The organism is Ruegeria sp. CDSC051, assembly GCF_059610665.1.
In genome coordinates this window covers 65,044-84,180 of the sequence record NZ_JBXWOC010000005.1, presented here as the reverse complement: position 1 = coordinate 84,180, position 19,137 = coordinate 65,044, and the positions used below count along the sequence as shown (strand labels likewise).

Annotated in this window: 21 protein-coding genes; 18 read left to right on the top strand and 3 right to left on the bottom strand. The window is 58.3% G+C overall.

From position 1 onward, the window contains the following. Positions 1-3: 3 nt before the first annotated feature. The gene (glmU, locus tag AC2FH0_RS13100; protein WP_496789524.1) at positions 4-1,356 is read right to left on the bottom strand and encodes a bifunctional UDP-N-acetylglucosamine diphosphorylase/glucosamine-1-phosphate N-acetyltransferase GlmU; all 1,353 of its coding nucleotides are present in this window, start codon (positions 1,354-1,356) and stop codon (positions 4-6) included. Positions 1,357-1,490: 134 nt separating this feature from the next. Between glmU and AC2FH0_RS13095 the strand changes: the two genes are divergently transcribed. Continuing rightward, positions 1,491-2,162 carry an HAD-IA family hydrolase gene (locus AC2FH0_RS13095; RefSeq protein ID WP_496713055.1) on the top strand — a complete coding sequence of 224 codons (672 nt, stop codon included), beginning with the start codon at positions 1,491-1,493 and terminating at the stop codon, positions 2,160-2,162. Positions 2,163-2,202: 40 nt separating this feature from the next. Beyond that, complete coding sequence (locus tag AC2FH0_RS13090; protein ID WP_496789522.1) at positions 2,203-3,393, top strand: DegT/DnrJ/EryC1/StrS family aminotransferase; 1,191 nt, start codon at positions 2,203-2,205, stop codon at positions 3,391-3,393. On the opposite strand, the gene AC2FH0_RS13085 is transcribed toward AC2FH0_RS13090, so the two are convergent. After that, positions 3,394-4,464, bottom strand: coding sequence for a Hint domain-containing protein (locus tag AC2FH0_RS13085; RefSeq protein WP_496789520.1), 1,071 nt, complete (start codon positions 4,462-4,464; stop codon positions 3,394-3,396). It lies immediately after the preceding gene. Between the two features lie 175 nt (positions 4,465-4,639). On the opposite strand from AC2FH0_RS13085, the gene AC2FH0_RS13080 reads away from it, so the two are divergent. Continuing rightward, positions 4,640-5,803: an isovaleryl-CoA dehydrogenase gene (locus AC2FH0_RS13080; RefSeq protein WP_496789518.1), complete on the top strand. Its 1,164-nt coding sequence runs from the start codon at positions 4,640-4,642 to the stop codon at positions 5,801-5,803. Between the two features lie 53 nt (positions 5,804-5,856). On the opposite strand, the gene AC2FH0_RS13075 is transcribed toward AC2FH0_RS13080, so the two are convergent. Continuing rightward, positions 5,857-6,462 (bottom strand): OmpW/AlkL family protein, encoded by a 606-nt coding sequence (locus AC2FH0_RS13075; protein ID WP_496789672.1) that lies wholly within the window; start codon positions 6,460-6,462, stop codon positions 5,857-5,859. Positions 6,463-6,598: 136 nt separating this feature from the next. Between AC2FH0_RS13075 and AC2FH0_RS13070 the strand changes: the two genes are divergently transcribed. The 15 genes from AC2FH0_RS13070 to AC2FH0_RS13000 all read left to right on the top strand — a co-directional run bounded on the left by AC2FH0_RS13070 (position 6,599) and on the right by AC2FH0_RS13000 (position 19,136). Beyond that, positions 6,599-8,125, top strand: a complete 1,527-nt coding sequence (locus AC2FH0_RS13070) for an AMP-binding protein (RefSeq protein ID WP_496789517.1) — start codon at positions 6,599-6,601, stop codon at positions 8,123-8,125. A gap of 5 nt (positions 8,126-8,130) precedes the next feature. Beyond that, on the top strand, positions 8,131-8,643 hold the full coding sequence (locus AC2FH0_RS13065) for a hypothetical protein (RefSeq protein WP_142634912.1): 513 nt from the start codon (positions 8,131-8,133) through the stop codon (positions 8,641-8,643). Next, a complete protein-coding gene (locus AC2FH0_RS13060; protein ID WP_496690856.1) occupies positions 8,640-10,244 on the top strand; it encodes a carboxyl transferase domain-containing protein in 1,605 nt (534 codons plus the stop codon). Before AC2FH0_RS13065 ends, AC2FH0_RS13060 begins: the two co-directional genes overlap by 4 nt. A 5-nt stretch (positions 10,245-10,249) precedes the next feature. Further along, positions 10,250-10,918: a hypothetical protein gene (locus AC2FH0_RS13055; protein ID WP_496701731.1), complete on the top strand. Its 669-nt coding sequence runs from the start codon at positions 10,250-10,252 to the stop codon at positions 10,916-10,918. A gap of 10 nt (positions 10,919-10,928) precedes the next feature. Further along, positions 10,929-12,860, top strand: coding sequence for an acetyl/propionyl/methylcrotonyl-CoA carboxylase subunit alpha (locus AC2FH0_RS13050; RefSeq protein ID WP_496789514.1), 1,932 nt, complete (start codon positions 10,929-10,931; stop codon positions 12,858-12,860). A 64-nt stretch (positions 12,861-12,924) separates the two neighbouring features. Then, the gene (locus AC2FH0_RS13045) at positions 12,925-13,779 is read left to right on the top strand and encodes a hydroxymethylglutaryl-CoA lyase (protein ID WP_142634903.1); all 855 of its coding nucleotides are present in this window, start codon (positions 12,925-12,927) and stop codon (positions 13,777-13,779) included. A gap of 3 nt (positions 13,780-13,782) precedes the next feature. Continuing rightward, positions 13,783-14,565: a crotonase/enoyl-CoA hydratase family protein gene (locus AC2FH0_RS13040; protein WP_271950204.1), complete on the top strand. Its 783-nt coding sequence runs from the start codon at positions 13,783-13,785 to the stop codon at positions 14,563-14,565. 182 nt (positions 14,566-14,747) lie between these two features. Beyond that, a complete protein-coding gene (locus AC2FH0_RS13035; protein ID WP_496690852.1) occupies positions 14,748-15,113 on the top strand; it encodes an NADH-quinone oxidoreductase subunit A in 366 nt (121 codons plus the stop codon). Beyond that, positions 15,104-15,637 carry a NuoB/complex I 20 kDa subunit family protein gene (locus tag AC2FH0_RS13030; protein WP_037307875.1) on the top strand — a complete coding sequence of 178 codons (534 nt, stop codon included), beginning with the start codon at positions 15,104-15,106 and terminating at the stop codon, positions 15,635-15,637. The genes AC2FH0_RS13035 and AC2FH0_RS13030 overlap by 10 nt, the downstream gene beginning before the upstream one ends. 10 nt (positions 15,638-15,647) lie before the next feature. Further along, positions 15,648-16,253, top strand: coding sequence for an NADH-quinone oxidoreductase subunit C (locus AC2FH0_RS13025; RefSeq protein ID WP_496708804.1), 606 nt, complete (start codon positions 15,648-15,650; stop codon positions 16,251-16,253). Continuing rightward, a complete protein-coding gene (locus AC2FH0_RS13020; RefSeq protein WP_170433422.1) occupies positions 16,253-16,426 on the top strand; it encodes a hypothetical protein in 174 nt (57 codons plus the stop codon). The genes AC2FH0_RS13025 and AC2FH0_RS13020 overlap by 1 nt, the downstream gene beginning before the upstream one ends. A gap of 1 nt (position 16,427) precedes the next feature. After that, on the top strand, positions 16,428-16,559 hold the full coding sequence (locus AC2FH0_RS13015; RefSeq protein ID WP_281972810.1) for a hypothetical protein: 132 nt from the start codon (positions 16,428-16,430) through the stop codon (positions 16,557-16,559). Continuing rightward, positions 16,559-17,782 (top strand): NADH-quinone oxidoreductase subunit D, encoded by a 1,224-nt coding sequence (locus AC2FH0_RS13010; protein ID WP_281994873.1) that lies wholly within the window; start codon positions 16,559-16,561, stop codon positions 17,780-17,782. Before AC2FH0_RS13015 ends, AC2FH0_RS13010 begins: the two co-directional genes overlap by 1 nt. After that, positions 17,782-18,882: an NADH-quinone oxidoreductase subunit NuoE gene (gene nuoE, locus AC2FH0_RS13005; protein WP_496789511.1), complete on the top strand. Its 1,101-nt coding sequence runs from the start codon at positions 17,782-17,784 to the stop codon at positions 18,880-18,882. Before AC2FH0_RS13010 ends, nuoE begins: the two co-directional genes overlap by 1 nt. A gap of 32 nt (positions 18,883-18,914) precedes the next feature. Then, on the top strand, positions 18,915-19,136 hold the full coding sequence (locus AC2FH0_RS13000; protein ID WP_142634889.1) for a DUF5337 domain-containing protein: 222 nt from the start codon (positions 18,915-18,917) through the stop codon (positions 19,134-19,136). Position 19,137 lies beyond the last annotated feature (1 nt).

The window sequence follows — 19,137 nt, the reverse complement described above, 5'->3', positions numbered from 1 at the left end:
CTGTCAGGCTCCTTTGTCGCGACGAGCCTTCTTCGCCGTCAACATGTCAAACAATTTACGCGCATAACCGGGCTTGTTGTCCTGCTTGGCGCGCGCAACGGCCAAAGCATCCGCTTCCACATCGCGCGTCACCACGGTTCCGGTGGCCGTCATCGCGCCGTCACCAATGGTGACAGGTGCCACCAACATGGTGTTCGATCCGACAAAGACGTTCTGGCCGATGGTCGTTTGGTGCTTCATCACGCCATCATAGTTGCAGGTGATCGTGCCCGCGCCGATATTTGTCGCCGCCCCAACCGTTGCGTCCCCGATATAGCTGAGATGGTTGACCTTGGCGCCTTCGGCGATCTCAGCATTCTTGATTTCAACAAAATTTCCGACGCGGGTGTTTTCTGCCAGCTCAGCGCCGGGGCGCAGGCGGGCATAGGGGCCGACGATGGCGCCGCGGCTGACATGGCAGCCCTCAAGATGCGAAAACGCGCGGATCGTTGCACCGCTTTCCACCGTGACACCGGGGCCAAAGACCACGTTGGGTTCGATCACCGTATCGCGGCCAATGACGGTATCAGCGGCCAGATAGACGGTTTCCGGCGCCATCAGCGTGACCCCCAAATCCAGCAGTTCGGCGCGGGCACGGGCCTGAAAAACCGCATCCGCAGCGGCCAGGTCAACGCGTGAGTTTACACCCAGCGTCTGTGCCTCGTCACAGGCGACTGCGGTGACATTCAGGCCACGGGATCGGGCGATTGCCACGACATCCGGCAGGTAATATTCACCGGCGGCATTGTCATTTCCCACGCTGTCGATCAGCGAAAACAGCAATTCAGCGTCACAGGCCAAAAGGCCAGAATTACAAAGTGTTATATCGCGCTCTTTATCCGAGGCGTCTTTGTATTCGACGATGCGTTCAAGGGTCTGTCCGTTCATGACCAACCGGCCATAGCGTGCAGGATCTGCGGCCTTAAAACCCAGAATAACCAGATCGTTCTTGGTCCGCGCTTCGATCATACGTTCCAACGTATCGGGTTGCAAAAAGGGCGTGTCCCCGTACAGAACAACCACGTCGCCGTTGAAACCCTGCAGCGCTTCGCGCGCCTGTGCGACAGCATGGGCGGTGCCCAGCTGTTCGGCCTGAATGGCGATTTGTGCGGTCTCGTCCTCGGCCAGGGTTGCTTTGGCAACGGCTTCGGACCCGTGCCCGGTGACAATGACGGTCCGCTCGGGCGACAGAACAGCACCAGCGCGCATGGCATGGACCAGCATAGGCGCCTGAGCAATCGGGTGCAGGACTTTCGGGATATCCGAATTCATCCTGGTGCCTTTACCGGCAGCAAGGATGACAAGGGCGATACTCATGAAATCGTTTTCTCTTTGTGTTTTGTTGCAGTCCGTTTTATCCGCTGAGGGTAAAGTCGCAAGCGGTTCAGCCATCAAACTAGATTGCCGTTTGCAACAAGACGTGGCGAAAACCCGCCGAGGCAGGAGGCGTAATGAGAACAGTCATCTTTGATCTGGACGGGACACTGGCGGATACTTCCGGGGATTTGCTGGAGGCCGCAAACCATTGTTTTCGCGATATGGGGCACGGCGATGTGCTGGTCCACGGGCAGGATGCTGGCATCGCTTTGCGTGGTGGGCGGATGATGCTGACCCACGGTTTGAAGCGGGTCGGAGCCTATGACGAGCAGGCTGTTCACGCTTATTACCCGATGCTTTTAGAAGCGTACTCGGAGGCGATTGACACCCATACCCGGTTTTATCCAGGCGCGCTGGACGCGGTTGGAAAGTTGAAAGAGGCCGGCTATGGCGTTGGTATCTGCACTAATAAACCCGAGGCTCTGGCACATCAGCTGCTGACCCAAATGGGTGCGCGCGACCGGTTCGGCTCACTCGTCGGTGCGGATACTTTGCCGGTTCGCAAACCCGATCCGGAGCCCCTACGTGAAGCTGCCCGCCGGGCAGGTGGACACCCGGATCTGTGCGTTCTGATCGGGGATTCCGACACCGACCGGAATACGGCGCGTGCTGCAGGTGTACCTTCGGTGCTTGTAACATTCGGGCCATCTGGCGACGACATGGCTGCGCTGAAACCCGAAGCGCTGTTGCATCATTTTGATGACCTGCCGAAACTTGTTTTTGATTTGGTCGGAGCTGCAGCCTGACCCCTTGACCCCGGCCCATCGCGGCCTCAAGAGCGAAAAGATGACTGAGAAGTTTACTGGCAATTTCACCCAGCAGGAACCAATCCCGGATGAGGCGATCGAGGCGGCTCTGGCCGTTTTGCGTCATGGCCGGCTGCACAGATATAACGTCTCGCCCGGCGAACTGGCCGAGACCGCCCTGTTAGAACAGGAATTTGCCGCGCAGACCGGCGCAAAATACTGTCTGGCGGTCTCTTCGGGCGGCTATGCACTGGCGACAGCATTGCGCGCGATAGGGGTGCAGCCCAGAGATACGGTTCTGACCAACGCTTTCACCCTGGCGCCGGTGCCGGGGGCGATTGCCTCGATCGGAGCCAAGCCGGTATTTGTCGGTGTGACCGAAGCGCTGACGATTGATCTGGATGATCTCGAAAGCAAACTGGATCAGTCAGATGTGCTGATGCTCAGCCATATGCGCGGGCATCTGTGCGACATGGATCGGTTGATGCAAATCTGCGATGCCGCCGGTGTGGCCGTGATCGAAGATTGCGCGCACACGATGGGCGCCGCATGGCGCGGGCAAAAATCCGGACGGCAGGGCGTTATCGGGTGTTATTCCTGCCAGACCTACAAGCACATAAATTCCGGTGAAGGCGGGTTGTTGATTACCGATGACGAGGAACTGGCTGCCAAGGCGACGGTCCTTTCAGGATCCTACATGCTGTATGAGCGCCACCTTGCAGCGCCGGGCCCAGAGGTGTTCGAGCGGATCAAGTACACCACGCCCAATGTCTCAGGGCGCATGGACAATTTGAGGGCCGCGATCCTTAGGCCGCAACTTCGCAACCTGGAACAACAGATTGACCGGTGGAATGAGCGCTATGTCGAGATCGAAAAAGGGCTGCGCGGCACGCCGGGTCTTACCATTGTCGAACGGCCCGAGGCGGAAACTTATGTGGGCTCGTCTATTCAGTTCTTGCTGCTGGACTGGTCACCCGAACGGATTGCTCTTGTGATGCAGCGCTGCGCGGCGCGTGGTGTGGATCTGAAATGGTTCGGCGGAGCAGAGCCCACCGGGTTTACCTCGCGCTATGACAGTTGGCGATATGTGGAAAGCGCGCCTCTGCCTGCGAGTGACCGCATTTTGACCGGGATCATGGATATGCGGGTGCCATTGACCTTTTCACTGGATGATTGCCGGTTGATCGCACGGATCATTCGCTCCGAAGTCGGCGCGGTGTTCCAGTCCTGATCACATTACCTGTGACTCGAGCGGGGATTTTTGGTTCTTCCGCAGCCGCTCGACCAGTCTTTTTTGCAGCCGATTTTCAGGGATCGGATAAGACGGCACCGTATTTTTGGCTTCCAGCAGATTCGGAAAGATCATTTGGATTTCTTCGCGGGCCTGCGCCGTAACGGATGCCAGCGACGTGTCGGTCAGCAACAGGCTTTCGCTCGGGGCGCCATTTGCAAAAACGATTTCATGGTTGTCGAACAGTAGGTGGTAATACACAACCTGATCAAGGCTGTTTTCTATCTCGATCCCCGGCAATTCCGACAGCTTGATGGCCGCGACCAGCACATCCGGCGATCCGAACATGCGCTGCGCCACCGCCGAAGAGATTTGCATTCTGTGCTGCCGGGAAACCAATAGATCCTGTTTCGGCAAACCGTCCCCCAATGCGGATTTCGCGATTCGAACCGGATTCAGGTTTGGATTGATTGCCAGATCGGTTGCCGAAAGATGCCGCTGTCCGATCCATCTGACAGGTTTCAGCCCGGATCGGGTCAGCACAAGATCACCTTCACGCAAGGTTTCAACGGGACGTTCCCCGAGTTCCGTCTCGATCAAGGTGCCCTGACAAAAACATACCAGTAACTCGATGTTATCGACAATGGCGCCAAGGCTATCATTAAGGCCAAGTTCGGTAAGGCGCAGGGTATAGTCACCGGCGGAAGGGAAATCGACCTGCATGGTGAATGTGGAAAAGCTGTTCGCAGTCGGCAGAACAGTCATCGAGGCGATAACGACGCCGTTGCTGTCCAGAATCTCGACGGTAAATCCTTCGCTGCCTGCATTCGAGTTAGATGCCGTCCTAAGTGCGGAATCCAGGCTAAGCTCGCCGGATTTGGGGTCATCCAGCGTAAAGGTTTGCTCCATCACCGTGACTTGGCTTGCGTTGCCATCCATTTCGGCCACACGATTCGATGAACCATTCCCGAGATAGGCGCCCTCAGTGTGGTCAGCTTCGATATCCGTACCAGACCAATTTGCGGAACCGCTATTAAAAGTACCATTTACGATGACATTGGTTGGGGCCATTCGCAGAATCCTTGAAGCAAAAACCTTAACGGCTTTGGCGATCTAATCGTCGAGTATGGTGAATTTGTGACGCTCCGGATCGGCTCGCGGGTGAACCTTTTTCGGTCAGCGCTTGACCCGGGTTCATGGTCATGGCAGATTATTTGAACAATCGTTCATTTACTGGGAGAGTTCGATGTTCACGGCGGCCATGCAATTCGATCTGGGTGAAGATGTGAACGCACTGCGTGAAATGGTGCATCGCTGGGCGCAAGTGCGGGTGAAGCCGATGGCCGCGAAGGTCGATGCCTCGAACGCGTTTCCGAATGAACTTTGGCGCGAGATGGGTGAGTTGGGCCTGCTGGGAATTACAGTGCCCGAGGAATATGGTGGCGCGGCCATGTCCTATCTGGCCCATACCGTCGCGGTCGAAGAAGTGGCCCGGGCCTCTGCCTCAATCTCATTGTCATACGGGGCGCATTCAAACCTGTGCGTCAATCAGATCAAGCTGAACGGCAGCCCAGAGCAAAAGGCGAAATATCTGCCTCGGTTGATTTCCGGCGAACATGTGGGCGCGCTGGCCATGTCTGAGGCGTCCGCCGGATCAGACGTCGTTTCGATGAAGCTGAAGGCAGAAAAGCGCAACGACCACTACCGGCTGAACGGAAGCAAATACTGGATCACGAACGGGCCGGACGCGGATACTCTGGTCGTTTACGCCAAGACGGATCCTGATGCTGGATCCAAAGGGATCACCGCCTTTCTGGTCGAAAAAGAGATGACGGGCTTTTCCACGTCGCCCCATTTCGACAAGCTGGGCATGCGCGGATCAAACACGGCGGAATTGATTTTCGATGACGTCGAGGTGCCCTTTGAAAATGTTCTGGGCGAGGAGGGTAAGGGTGTCGCGGTTCTGATGTCAGGGCTGGATTACGAACGCGTCGTGCTCGCCGGGATCGGAACCGGAATCATGGCCGCCTGTCTGGACGAAGTCATGCCGTATTTGGCCGAGCGCAAGCAGTTCGGCAAACCGATTGGCAGCTTTCAGCTGATGCAAGGCAAGATTGCTGACATGTACACGGCCATGAATTCAGCCCGGGCTTATGTCTACGAGGTCGCCAAGGCCTGTGACCGCGGGGATGTGACCCGGCAAGATGCGGCAGCGTGCTGTCTGTATGCTTCGGAACAGGCCATGACGCAGGCCCATCAGGCAGTTCAGGCAATGGGCGGCGCGGGGTTCCTGTCGGATTCGCCGGTCAGCCGCATTTTCCGCGACGCCAAGCTGATGGAAATCGGCGCCGGCACCAGCGAAATCCGCCGGATGCTGATCGGACGGGAACTGATGAACGAAATGCTCTGAGCAAAAAAAACGCCCCGCCGACGAGGTAACGGCAGGGCGTTCTGTGTAAAGGATCAGAAGCGGTGAACGTAGGATACGCCGACCAGCCAAGGATCGATTTCAGCGGTGCCGATATCGGCACCGTTCAGTGTGACATCCGAGTCGATATCGAACCAGCGTACGTTCAAACGCACGGCGCCTTTTTCGGTGACCATATAGTCCAGACCGGCCTGCAGTGCGAGGCCGACCGAGTTGTCGAGTTCGAGATCACCCAGAGCCGATTTTTCGTCGAAGAAGATGGTATAGTTGATGCCCGCGCCGACATAGGGTTTCCAGACCGAGTTGGTCGGGAAGTGATAGTTCAGCGACAATGTGGGCGGCAGGTGTTTGACGGTCCCTGCGTCGAGGCTGCCACCCAGTGTGACCTCATGGCTGAACGGTGTGGCGGCCAGCAGCTCGATACCCAGATTATCCCGAACGAAATATTCGGCAGTAAAGATTGGGCGTGTGTCGGAATCGACATCTGCATCCAGCCCGGCGAGGGATCCATTGTCGGATTTCGGGTCGAGATAGCCGACACCGACACCAACGGTCCAGTCGCCCTGATTTTGGGCGAAAACGGGCGCAGCAAACGCGATGAGCGCGGTCGAAAGGGTCAAAGCGGCGAGTTTCTTGGTCATTTTACGGCCTTTGGATTTGTTGATGACCGGGTTTTGCATGAAGCAAAGCCCGCCGACTCTGATCTGCATCAAATTCCCGTGACCGTCTTTGGCGGCTCAATTCAGAAAAGACCTAGAAAAACAAAGGGTTTCGGCAATGTGTCCCGCTGAAGGCATACCTGGTTTGCATCAGGGTGGGGGCTGGGACCTGCCGGACCGGTTGAACATGGCGCGGCAATGTTTGGAACAGCCCCCAGAGCAGACGGCGATCATCGACCTGACCGGGGGTGAGGGCAAGGTTGTCACGTTTGCACAACTCGGACGCTTGGCCGATGACATCGCACACGCCTTGCTCGATCGGGTGCGGCCTGGGGATCGCGTTGGAGTACTGCTCAGCCAGTCACCCGGCTGCGCGGCGGCGCATCTTGCGGTCTGGAAGATCGGTGCGATTTCGGTGCCTTTGTTTAAATTGTTCAAACATGACGCGCTGGCCTCGCGTGTCGCGGATGCAGGGGCGCAACAGGTGTTGACAGACGCAGAGGGTGCTGCACTGCTGGGGGATTTGGCCGTACCGGTTCGGGTCGATCAGATAGCTCCGTCTGATGATCCGGTGCCCTTTGCGGATACCGGCCCCGAGGATCCGGCAGTTCTGATCTATACTTCCGGCACAACCGGCAGCCCCAAAGGCGCGCTGCATGGGCATCGGGTTTTGACCGGCCATTTGCCGGGGGTCTCGATCAGCCACAACCATCTGCGCGATGGCGATTGCCTGTGGACGCCCGCCGACTGGGCCTGGATTGGCGGGCTGTTTGATGTGCTGATGCCAGGGCTGGCGCTGGGCATTCCGGTGGTCGCGGCCCGGCTCGAGAAATTCACCCCCGAGGCCTGTGCGGATGTGATCGCACGTGGCGGGGTACGGAACGTGTTCTTTCCGCCTACCGCATTGCGGATGCTCAAGGCCACGGATCAGGCGATCCCCGGTCTGCGCTCGGTCGCTTCCGGAGGGGAGCCGCTGGGTGCCGAGATGTTGGAATGGGGGAAGCAGGCGTTCGGCCTGACGATCAACGAATTCTACGGTCAGACCGAATGCAACATGGTCGTGTCTTCCTGCGCTGAGGATTTTCCGGTGCGCCCGGGTTGCATCGGTAAACCGGTTCCTGGGCATGAAGTTGCAGTGATCGACCAGGATGGCCAGCCCACAGATCAAGAGGGCGACGTGGCCATCCGCCGAGGCTCGGCCTCGATGCTGCTGGAATACTGGAACCGACCTGAGGCCACGGCCGAGAAGTTCCGCGGCGATTGGCTGATCACCGGAGATCGCGGCATGTGGGAGGGTGAGTACTTACGCTTTGTTGGCCGCGATGACGATGTGATCACTTCTGCCGGGTATCGCATCGGCCCTGCTGAGATCGAGGATTGCCTGTTGACCCATCCGGCGGTGGCGACAGTTGGTGTGGTCGGTAAACCTGATCCTTTGCGGACTGAGATTGTGAAGGCCTATGTCGTGTTGAAACCGGGAGCCACGGTTGCGGAGCGAGAGTTGCAGGATTGGGTCAAGGATCGTCTGGCGCAGTATTCCTATCCGCGCGAAGTGGCGTTTCTGGAAGAATTGCCGATGACGGTGACGGGGAAGGTGATCCGGAAGGATTTGAAGGCGCGTGCGGTGGGTGAGGTAAGGCAATGAGTCGAATGTTAGTCAGCATCGCATTTTTCTTTGCAACATTTCCGTCTTTCGTTGCAGCTGGAGATTTTCGCCTTGCTGATGCGTTGATGAAATCATGCCTTCAAACCTTTTCGGAGGTCCTAATTGAGACACTGGAAAAAGTGACCGATGAAAGCACATTGATTGACGTTCGTGGTGCAGCGTCTCAGGATGTGGCGCTTTGTGCGGGGCTCGCAATCGATGTTTGTTCTGTTGGTATTCTGGAAAGTCAGGACCAGTGCTTTTCTAAACTCGAAATGAGTATCGACGAAATTCGACAAAAAACGATCACGAATCTTCCCGAGACCATCTCTGGCACATTTCGATCCCGAAGTTACCGATTCGCATTTGCCCGCGCAAAAGAACCGGCAATACGCCTTGATCCAAGCCCTACGGTTCCACCGCAACTGACCAGTGTGCTGTCCGAGGCGATGCGCCTCGCAGACGCGCGTACGGCGCAGCGACTCCAGATTTACGCTCAAAGAGAGGTTCAGGAATGAAACTCACATCCAAATCCATGCCCGCCTCCGAGGGTTTCAAAGCAAACCGCGCGGCCCATCTCGACGCGCTGGCGCAAATCTCTGCCGCTGCGGAAGCGGCCCGTCTGGGCGGGGGTGAAAAATCCCGCGCGCGGCATGAATCCCGTGGCAAGATGCTCCCCAGGCGCCGGGTTGCGAACCTGCTGGACCCAGGGTCCCCGTTTCTGGAAATCGGCGCGACGGCGGCGCATGGGATGTATGGCGATGCCGCGCCAAGCGCTGGTGTGATTGCGGGCATTGGCCGGGTGCAGGGGCGCGAGGTCATGGTGGTTTGCAACGACGCCACCGTGAAGGGCGGCACTTATTATCCGATGTCGGTCAAGAAACACCTGCGCGCGCAGGAGATTGCCGAGGAAAGCCAACTCCCCTGTATCTATCTGGTCGACAGCGGCGGGGCGAACCTGCCCAACCAGGATGAGGTCTTTCCCGACCGCGACCACTTTGGCCGCATCTTCTATAATCAGGCCCGGATGAGCGCGAAGGGTATCCCTCAGATCGCGGTGGTCATGGGTTCGTGTACGGCGGGCGGGGCCTATGTGCCCGCGATGTCGGATGTGACGATCATCGTCAAAGATCAGGGCACGATCTTTCTGGCAGGTCCGCCTTTGGTCAAGGCCGCGACCGGGGAGGTTGTCAGCGCCGAGGATCTGGGCGGTGGCGACGTCCATACCCGTCTGTCCGGCGTGGCCGATTACCTGGCTGAGGACGACGCCCACGCGCTGGCCTTGGCGCGGCAGGCGGTGCGTTCTCTGAATCTGCGCAAACCGCAGACCGTGGATTGGGCCAGCCCCGAAGACCCGGCTTATGACCCCGAGGAAATTCTGGGCGTTGTTCCCGCCGACCTGCGCACGCCCTATGATATCCGCGAGGTGATCGCGCGGCTCGTCGATGGCTCTCGGTTCGATGAATTCAAACCGCGCTTTGGTGAGACGCTTGTGACCGGGTTTGCCCATGTCAAAGGCTGCCCCGTTGGGATCATCGCCAACAACGGCGTGCTGTTCTCGGAGGCGGCCCAAAAGGGCGCGCATTTTGTTGAGCTGTGTTCGCAACGCAAAATCCCGCTGGTCTTCCTGCAAAATATCACCGGCTTTATGGTGGGCCGCAAATACGAAAACGAAGGCATCGCGCGGCACGGGGCAAAGATGGTGACAGCCGTTGCCACAACTTCGGTGCCCAAGATCACCATGCTGGTGGGCGGCTCTTTCGGGGCCGGGAACTATGGCATGGCGGGGCGGGCCTATCAGCCCAGGTTCCTGTGGACTTGGCCGAACTCGCGTATTTCTGTAATGGGGGGCGAGCAGGCGGCGGGCGTGCTGGCCACCGTCAAACGAGACGGGATCGAGCGGCAGGGTGGCAGTTGGTCGGCTGAGGAAGAGATCGAATTCAAGCGCCCAACATTGGATATGTTCGAGGAACAATCTCACCCACTCTATGCCTCGGCGCGCCTATGGGACGACGGCATCATCGACCCGCGCAAAAGTCGCGATGTTCTGGCCTTGTCGCTGAGTGCCGCCCTGAATGCCCCGATTGAGGAGACGCGTTTCGGCGTGTTCAGGATGTAGATACGATGAATCTAAAAAAGAAAATTCTTGATACCATGCCTGAGGTCAAAGTGCCGGACCTCACTAAAAGAGCCGAGATTTCTGTTTTTCTGGTGCACAACTCTCGCGATCCGGAGGACTACTTTTTTCTCTTTGATTTCGAGGAATTTGTTGATCGGTCGAATGGCGGCTACTTCGTTCGCCCGGCGTTAAAGATATTCTCTGGGCGAGACGATTTCAGTCGCGTTCGGTTTGCGCGCGAATTTCGCCAGGTTTTTGCGCGTGAATTTGATCGGATGCGTGCAGAACTCGCAGCCGAGAAGGGTAAGCGTGGTTGGTTGAGTTGGAGTTTCGGATTGAACTCGGCTGTGGATATCGTTGGCGGATTGGTCGGTAATTTAATTTTGGCAATCGCCCTATCCGTAGGGAAGAAAGTGTTCGGTGACATCGCTTTGCCACGCATCTTGATGGGTAAAAGCGATGAAGCCAAGCTTGCGGACGAAATTGACAGAACAAAGACTAAGGTCGAAGGCGCGCTGGCTGAGATCGAGATCACTATTCACCCCGAACTTTATCACCACGCATATCGCGATGGTCATCTTGGCAAGATTAGCGGCATGGATCGGGATGCATGGCCGTTGCCGAACTTTGTTCGCGTGCATTTGACAGACGAAAAGAGTGGGTCATGGTGGTAGGAGGCGATCAATGTTCAACAAAATCCTGATTGCTAACCGGGGCGAGATTGCCTGTCGGGTGATGGAAACGGCTCAGAAAATGGGTGTGTCCTGTGTTGCAGTGTATTCGGACGCGGACGCCTCGGCCAAGCATGTGCAAATGGCGGATGAGGCGGTGCATATCGGTGGAGCGGCCCCGGCGGACAGCTATTTAAAGGGTGATGTGATCATTCAGGCAGCGTTGGATACAGGCGCGCAGGCGATCCACCCCGGCTATGGGTTTCTGTCTGAAAACCCCGGTTTCGTTGACGCGGTTGAGGCTGCGGGTCTGATCTTTATCGGGCCCTCGGCGGATGCGATCCGCAAGATGGGCCTCAAAGACGCGGCAAAAGTGTTGATGGAGCAGGCGGGCGTGCCCGTGGTTCCGGGTTATCACGGCGATAACCAAGACCCTGATCATCTGGCGGGCGCGGCCCAGACTATCGGCTATCCAGTGCTGATCAAGGCCGTTGCGGGGGGCGGCGGCAAGGGGATGCGGCTGGTAGAGCACCCCGAAGACTTTACTGAGGCTCTAGACAGTGCGCGGGGAGAGGCGAAAACCGCCTTTGGCAACGACGCCGTTCTGGTCGAAAAATTCGTTTCCAAGCCCCGGCATATCGAGGTGCAAGTGTTCGGCGATGGCACCCAAGCGGTACATTTGTTCGAACGCGATTGTTCGCTGCAGCGGCGGCACCAGAAAGTGATCGAAGAGGCCCCGGCCCCTGGAATGACAGCCGAAATGCGCGAGGCCATGGGGCAGGCTGGCGTGCGCGCCGCCGAGGCGATTGGCTACAAGGGCGCAGGCACGGTTGAGTTCATCGTCGATGCATCGGACGGGCTGCGCCCGGATCGGTTCTGGTTCATGGAGATGAACACGCGCTTGCAGGTGGAACACCCCGTGACCGAGGCGATTACCGGCGTTGATCTGGTCGAATGGCAGTTGCGAGTCGCTTCGGGTGAAGCGTTGCCAAAAACGCAGGATGACCTGACGATCAACGGGCATGCGTTCGAAGCCCGGCTTTACGCCGAGGACGTGCCCAAAGGGTTTCTGCCCGCAACAGGTACGCTGACACATCTGCGCTTTCCTGCGGAATGCCGCGCCGATAGCGGAGCGCGGTCCGGCGATACAATCAGCCCCTGGTACGATCCGATGATTGCCAAGGTCGTGGTGCATGGCCCGACGCGTGCAGTGGCGCTGGAAAACCTGCACCGGGTTCTGCGGCGGACCGAGGTTGCCGGGACGGTCACGAATCTCTCGTTTCTTGGCGCGCTGACCCGGCACCCTGGATTTGCGGCGGGCGATGTCGATACCGGGCTGATCGGTCGGGATATCGACGGGCTGGTCCGAACTTCTGATGCGCGCGCGCGCTTGATTGTTGCAGCAGCCATGACGGCGCTTGATCTGGTCGAGACCGGGCCCGACACGGGTTTCAGCCTGTGGGCGCCGCTGCACCGGGCCGTCCAGTTGAAGTGCGATAGCGAGCTCATTGATCTAGACGTACAGGTCGAAGGACCTGACCGGCAGGTCTGGCAGATCAAGGACACAACGGTTCTGGCGCAACGGCGCAATGGAGGCTGGTACATTGATGACCGCCCGATGCCGCCCGTGGCACTGGCTGGTGCGACAATCACAGTATTCGATGACTATGGGCAAGTGTTTGAGCATGTCGATCCGCTGGATCGCGATGCAAGCGCCTTGGGTGATACCAATGTGGTCGAGGCGCCGATGCCCGGTCTGGTCAAGGCCATGTTCGCCACCGTAGGGCAAGCCGTTTCAGAGGGTGATCGACTGGCCATTCTGGAAGCGATGAAAATGGAACATTCCTTGCTGGCTGCCCGTGATGGCGTGATCGCCGAGGTGCTGGCCGAAACGGGCGCTCAGGTCGAGGCCGGCGCGGCGCTGGTCCGGCTGGAGGAGGAATGATCTGTCCCGCTGCGCCGCAACGTGGCACAGTCGGGACAACACGGCATAACGGGAGGCGAAAGCTATGGGTGAACGGGTCGACATTTTTGAAGTAGGGCCACGTGATGGGCTGCAGAACGAACAGCGGGAAATTCCTGTTGCCGAGAAGGTCGCTCTGATCGATTGCCTGAGCAAGGCGGGCTTCAATCGGATCGAAGTTGCCAGTTTTGTGTCTCCGAAATGGGTGCCCCAGATGGCTGGCAGTGCCGATGTTCTGGCCGGGATCCAGCGGGTTGGTAAGGTGCGCTATGCGGCGCTGACGCCGAATATGCGCGGGTACGAGGACGCCTTGTCTGCCAAAGCGGATGAGATTGCCGTATTCGCATCTGCCTCGGAAGGGTTCTCGAAGGCCAATCTCAACGCGACCATCGCCGAATCCATTGAGAGGTTCAAACCGATCCTAGAGGCTGCGCGCCATATTGACCTGCCAGTGCGCGGTTACGTGTCCTGCGTGACCGACTGCCCCTATGATGGTCCGACCCCACCCGAGAAGGTGGCCGAGATTGCGGACACATTATTTGCGCTGGGTTGCTATGAGGTATCGCTGGGAGATACGATCGGGCAAGGAACACCGGACACTATCGCCCATATGCTTCTGGCGGTGCGTGAGACGGTGCCTGTTACCCGCTTGGCGGGACATTTCCACGACACCAATGGTCGGGCCATCGACAATATCGACGCTGCATTGGCGCTGGGCGTGCGGACATTTGACTCAGCAGTCGGGGGGCTGGGCGGTTGCCCCTATGCACCCGGCGCCGCAGGGAACGTGGCCACCGAAGCCGTGGTCGCGCATCTAGAGCGTCTTGGATACGAAACGGGACTTGATCTGGGGATCGTGGAACAAGCGGCACAAATGGCACTGGCCATGAGGGCGGAGTAGGCGATGTTAGAAACGATCTCGGTCACGGTTGATCCACGTGGCGTTGCAACCCTGACGCTGAACCGCCCGGAGAAGCATAATGCGATGTCCGCGCAGATGATCCGGGAACTGACACAAGCGGCGGTGCAGTTGGGCAGCGATGGCACTGTGCGCGTAGTCGTTCTGACCGGAGCAGGCAAAAGCTTTTGTGCCGGTGGGGATCTGGGCTGGATGCAGGACCAGATGGCAGCGGATCCTCAGACACGCTTTGTCGAAGCACGCAAACTGGCCGAGATGTTGCAGGCGTTGAATGTGATGCCCAAACCGCTGATCGGAGCGTTACAGGGCAACGCCTTTGGTGGCGGTGTGGGCCTTGCCGCCGTCTGCGACGTGGCAATAGGTGTCGAGACCCTAAAAATGGGCCTGACCGAGACGCGACTGGGTCTGATCCCGGCTACCATCGGCCCCTATGTTGTCGCTCGGATGGGGGCGGCACGTGCGCGGCGGGTCTTTATGTCGGCCCGATTGTTTGACGCGGCCGAGGCCGTCGATTTGGGCCTATTGGCAAAAACGGTATCAGCAGAAGATATGGCGGACGCTGTCGAGGCCGAGGTTGAACCCTATTTGTCATGTGCGCCTGGTGCGGTGGCCTCGGCCAAGGCCTTGGTCCATAGTCTGGGGCCGCGTGTTGACGATCCCGTTATCGACCAAACGATCCGGGCGCTGGTTGCGCGCTGGGAAACTGACGAGGCGCATGAGGGAATCAGCGCATTCTTCGACAAGCGAAAACCTGTATGGAATAGTTAGGTTTACGTTCTGTCGGTTTGGGCGTTTCACGGATCGAAGTTCGGCTGGAATGAAACGGAATATTAGGGTGCCATGCGGTTGTGTTTGGTTGACCCTCTGACCCCGCGCGGATAGAGAATGTCCAGTCAACACGCTAATTGACGGCGCTCCCCTACGGGGCACGCGCAGGAAAGGAGCTATTCGTGGAAGACCTGCTGCGGGAGTACCTCCCGATCCTGGTGTTTCTGGTCGTCGCTGCGGGCCTTGGAATCGTCTTGATTCTTGCCGCTGTGGTGCTGGCCGTCCGCAATCCCGACCCTGAAAAGGTCAGCGCTTATGAATGCGGCTTCAACGCCTTCGACGATGCGCGGATGAAATTCGACGTCCGATTCTATCTGGTCGCGATTCTTTTCATCATCTTCGATCTGGAAATTGCGTTCCTGTTCCCTTGGGCCGTGGCTTTCAAAGACATCAGCGATGTCGGATTCTGGTCCATGATGGTGTTCCTGGGCGTTCTGACCATCGGCTTTGCCTATGAATGGAAGAAGGGGGCCCTGGAATGGGAGTGATGACGGGTGCAAACACCGCCGGCGTCGACAAAGAAGTCGCCACCCAGGCCCTGAATGCCGAGCTGCAGGACAAAGGCTTTCTGCTGACCTCGACGGAGGACATCATCAACTGGGCCCGAACCGGGTCGTTGCACTGGATGACCTTCGGGCTGGCCTGTTGCGCAGTTGAGATGATGCACACCTCGATGCCGCGTTATGATGCAGAACGGTTTGGTATCGCGCCACGCGCGTCCCCACGTCAGTCGGATGTGATGATTGTGGCCGGAACGCTTACCAACAAAATGGCGCCTGCGCTGCGTAAGGTCTATGACCAGATGCCCGAGCCGCGCTATGTGATCTCGATGGGCTCCTGCGCCAATGGCGGCGGGTATTACCATTATTCCTATTCTGTTGTGCGCGGCTGTGACCGCATTGTGCCGGTCGATATCTACGTGCCTGGATGCCCTCCGACGGCTGAGGCGCTGTTGTATGGACTGATGCAGCTGCAGCGTAAAATCCGCCGCACCGGCACCATTGTACGCTGAGGAGGAGGCAATGAGCGAAGCACTCAAAGAACTCGGCGCGCAGCTGGAACTCAAACGGACCGATTGCGTTCTGTCCTGGGATGTCACCCATGATGAGTTGAACGTGGACGTGGCCCCGTCGAACCTTGTGGAATTTATCGAATTTCTGAACGGCGATGCCAGTTGCAAGTTCTCGACCCTGGTGGACATCACAGCCGTTGACTATCCCGAGCGGGCCAAGCGGTTCGATGTGGTCTATCACTTCTTGTCGATGTACCAGAACCAGCGTATCCGGCTGCGCGTGTCGATCCGTGAGGATGACATGGTGCCGTCGATTGTCGACGTTCACCCCTCGGCCAACTGGTTCGAGCGCGAGGTGTTCGATATGTTCGGCATCCTTTTCTCGGGCCATCCTGATCTGCGGCGAATCCTGACCGACTATGGCTTTCGTGGCTATCCGCTGCGCAAGGATTTCCCGACCACCGGTTATACCGAAGTCCGTTATGACGAGGCGCAAAAGCGTGTGGTCTATGAGCCGGTCAATCTGGTGCAGGAATACCGTCAGTTTGATTTCATGTCTCCGTGGGAGGGTGCGAATTACATCCTGCCCGGCGATGAGAAACAGGAGAGCGAATAATGGGTGGCATTTGGTGGCTGATCCTATCTGCACTGACCATCATCCCGATGGTGAAGATTTTGCCGTTCTTCGGAATTAACAAATACTGGTGCCTGCTCTGTCTGATCCCCTTTGGCACGATCGCGTTGTTGTGGTGGGTCGGGCTGAAACTGCAAGAGCTGGAGCGCCGCTGAGATGATGATGCTGGGGGAACTGATCGTGCTGGGTGCGCTGGGGGTCCTTCTGGCGGGGGCTGCAGCCAAGGCGGCCGAGGCCGAAAAGGTCCGGGTTCGGGCCGAAGCGAAAAAGAATAGGCGGGGGCGTTGATGGACGGCTCAAGATATGATGACGGCAGCACGGACGCGCTGAGCGGAGAACAGAAGATCCGCAATTTCAACATTAACTTTGGCCCGCAACACCCTGCGGCGCACGGGGTTTTACGGCTTGTGCTTGAGCTGGATGGCGAGATTGTTGAGCGTTGCGACCCGCATATCGGTTTGTTGCACCGTGGCACCGAAAAGCTGATGGAAAGCCGGACGTATCTGCAGAACCTGCCGTATTTCGATCGTCTCGACTACGTTGCGCCGATGAACCAGGAACATGCCTGGTGTCTGGCCATTGAAAAGCTGACCGGAGTTGAGGTGCCGCGCCGAGGTTCTCTGATCCGGGTGCTGTATTCCGAGATCGGGCGCATCCTGAACCACTTGCTGAACGTGACCACGCAGGCGATGGATGTGGGGGCGCTGACCCCGCCGCTCTGGGGGTTTGAAGAGCGCGAAAAGCTGATGGTGTTCTATGAACGCGCCTGTGGTGCCCGCCTGCACGCGGCCTATTTCCGCCCCGGCGGCGTACATCAGGACCTGCCGCCGGAACTGCTGGACGATATCGAGACGTGGAGCCACGAATTCCCCACCATCCTCGACGACATTGATGGTCTGCTGACCGAAAACCGCATCTTCAAACAGCGCAACGCCGATATTGGCGTGGTGACCGAGGACGACATCCAGAAATACGGTTTTTCGGGTGTGATGGTGCGCGGATCGGGTCTGGCATGGGACCTGCGTCGCGCGCAGCCCTATGAATGCTATGATGAATTCGAGTTCCAGATCCCCGTCGGCAAGAACGGCGACTGCTATGACCGTTATCTCTGCCGCATGGAAGAGATGCGTCAATCACTGCACATCATCCGTCAGGCCATCGCCAAAATCCGGGAATGCCCCGGAGACGTTCTGGCCCGTGGCAAGATCACCCCGCCCAAACGCTCGGACATGAAGACCTCGATGGAAAGCCTGATCCATCACTTCAAACTGTACACCGAAGGGTTCCACGTGCCCGCGGGTGAGGTTTACGCCGCCGTTGAGGCCCCTAAGGGTGAGTTCGGCGTTTATCTGGTCGCTGACGGCACCAACAAACCCTACCGCGCCAAACTGCGCGCCCCGGGCTTCCTGCACCTGCAAGCTATGGACCACATCGCCGGAGGCCACCAACTGGCCGACGTCGCCGCCATCATCGGCACCATGGATGTCGTATTTGGAGAGATTGACCGCTAATGCTCCGCCGTCTTCATCCCGAACAACCCGAAAGCTTCGCCTTTACCGCTGCCAACCGGCAATGGGCCGAAGCGCAGATCACCAAATACCCCGAAGGCCGTCAGGCCAGCGCGGTGATCCCTCTGCTGTGGCGCGCGCAGGAGCAGGAGGGCTGGCTGAGCCGTCCGGCGATTGAATCCGTCGCTGACATGCTGGGAATGGCCTATATCCGTGTGCTCGAAGTCGCCTCGTTCTATTTCATGTTCCAGCTGCAGCCGGTTGGCTCGGTGGCGCATATTCAGGTCTGCGGCACCACCTCCTGCATGATCTGCGGGGCCGAGGATTTGATTGCGGTCTGCAAGGATAAGATCGCCGCCAAGCCGCATGCTTTGTCCGCCGATGGCAAGCTGAGTTGGGAAGAGGTCGAATGCCTGGGCTCTTGCACCAACGCGCCGATGGCGCAGATCGGCAAGGACTATTACGAAGACCTGACCGCCGAGGGTTTTGGCAAGATCATCGACGATCTGGCCGCTGGCAAAGTGCCGACACCGGGTCCTCAGAACGGGCGCTATGCGGCAGAGCCTTTGAAGGGGCTGACCAGCCTGTCAGAATATGACAGCGGCCGAACCCAGTATAACGCCAGCGTTCAGTTGGCGACTGATCTGGGGGATACCGTCAAACGCATCGACGGGACCGAGGTTCCGATCCTTACGCCATGGCTGGGCAAGGATGGCAAGGCAGCGGCGACAAAGGCTGCTCCGAATCCTCCCAAGGCCCCCGCACCGGCCAAACCTGCGGTGAAACAAGCGGCTGAAGCGAAGGCGGTCAAAGAAGACCAACCCGACACGCTTTCGGGTGCGCGGGACGGCAAGTCGGACGATCTGAAGCTGCTTAAAGGTGTCGGGCCTAAGCTTGAGAAGACGCTGAACGAGTTGGGCTTCTATCATTATGATCAGATCGCCAAATGGACGCCCGAGCAGGTTGCCTGGGTTGATGCGCGGCTGAAGTTCAAAGGCCGGATCGAGAGTGACGGCTGGATTGATCAGGCCACCAAGCTGGCGGCGGGTGAAGAAACCGAGTTCGCCAAGCGGGCCAAGGACGACGGTACATACGAAGACTAGGATGCGTGCCCGCTCTGGGCATTTAGGACAAGATGGACAAGGACAAGGAACAGGCCATGGCCCGCAAGGGTCGACATATCGGAGTGGTCATCGCCGTGACCATGCTGGTCTGGCTTGCCATGACCATGTTCATTGGCCCTGCGATGGAACTGCCGGGACGCTATGCGCTGCTGTTTGATTTTGCCGCACTGGCCGGGTTCATCTATGCGGGCGTCAACATTTTTCAACTCTGGCGCATGCGTCAGGACAGCTGAA

Bases quoted from the DNA above. Each gene is read 5' to 3' on its own strand.
- glmU (WP_496789524.1), bottom strand. From the start codon at position 1,356: ATGAGTATCGCCCTTGTCATCCTTGCTGCCGGTAAAGGCACCAGGATG.
- AC2FH0_RS13095 (WP_496713055.1), top strand. From the start codon at position 1,491: ATGAGAACAGTCATCTTTGATCTGGACGGGACACTGGCGGATACTTCC.
- AC2FH0_RS13090 (WP_496789522.1), top strand. From the start codon at position 2,203: ATGACTGAGAAGTTTACTGGCAATTTCACCCAGCAGGAACCAATCCCG.
- AC2FH0_RS13085 (WP_496789520.1), bottom strand. From the start codon at position 4,464: ATGGCCCCAACCAATGTCATCGTAAATGGTACTTTTAATAGCGGTTCC.
- AC2FH0_RS13080 (WP_496789518.1), top strand. From the start codon at position 4,640: ATGTTCACGGCGGCCATGCAATTCGATCTGGGTGAAGATGTGAACGCA.
- AC2FH0_RS13075 (WP_496789672.1), bottom strand. From the start codon at position 6,462: ATGACCAAGAAACTCGCCGCTTTGACCCTTTCGACCGCGCTCATCGCG.
- AC2FH0_RS13070 (WP_496789517.1), top strand. From the start codon at position 6,599: ATGTGTCCCGCTGAAGGCATACCTGGTTTGCATCAGGGTGGGGGCTGG.
- AC2FH0_RS13065 (WP_142634912.1), top strand. From the start codon at position 8,131: ATGTTAGTCAGCATCGCATTTTTCTTTGCAACATTTCCGTCTTTCGTT.
- AC2FH0_RS13060 (WP_496690856.1), top strand. From the start codon at position 8,640: ATGAAACTCACATCCAAATCCATGCCCGCCTCCGAGGGTTTCAAAGCA.
- AC2FH0_RS13055 (WP_496701731.1), top strand. From the start codon at position 10,250: ATGAATCTAAAAAAGAAAATTCTTGATACCATGCCTGAGGTCAAAGTG.
- AC2FH0_RS13050 (WP_496789514.1), top strand. From the start codon at position 10,929: ATGTTCAACAAAATCCTGATTGCTAACCGGGGCGAGATTGCCTGTCGG.
- AC2FH0_RS13045 (WP_142634903.1), top strand. From the start codon at position 12,925: ATGGGTGAACGGGTCGACATTTTTGAAGTAGGGCCACGTGATGGGCTG.
- AC2FH0_RS13040 (WP_271950204.1), top strand. From the start codon at position 13,783: ATGTTAGAAACGATCTCGGTCACGGTTGATCCACGTGGCGTTGCAACC.
- AC2FH0_RS13030 (WP_037307875.1), top strand. From the start codon at position 15,104: ATGGGAGTGATGACGGGTGCAAACACCGCCGGCGTCGACAAAGAAGTC.
- AC2FH0_RS13025 (WP_496708804.1), top strand. From the start codon at position 15,648: ATGAGCGAAGCACTCAAAGAACTCGGCGCGCAGCTGGAACTCAAACGG.
- AC2FH0_RS13020 (WP_170433422.1), top strand. From the start codon at position 16,253: ATGGGTGGCATTTGGTGGCTGATCCTATCTGCACTGACCATCATCCCG.
- AC2FH0_RS13015 (WP_281972810.1), top strand. From the start codon at position 16,428: ATGATGATGCTGGGGGAACTGATCGTGCTGGGTGCGCTGGGGGTCCTT.
- AC2FH0_RS13010 (WP_281994873.1), top strand. From the start codon at position 16,559: ATGGACGGCTCAAGATATGATGACGGCAGCACGGACGCGCTGAGCGGA.
- nuoE (WP_496789511.1), top strand. From the start codon at position 17,782: ATGCTCCGCCGTCTTCATCCCGAACAACCCGAAAGCTTCGCCTTTACC.
- AC2FH0_RS13000 (WP_142634889.1), top strand. From the start codon at position 18,915: ATGGACAAGGACAAGGAACAGGCCATGGCCCGCAAGGGTCGACATATC.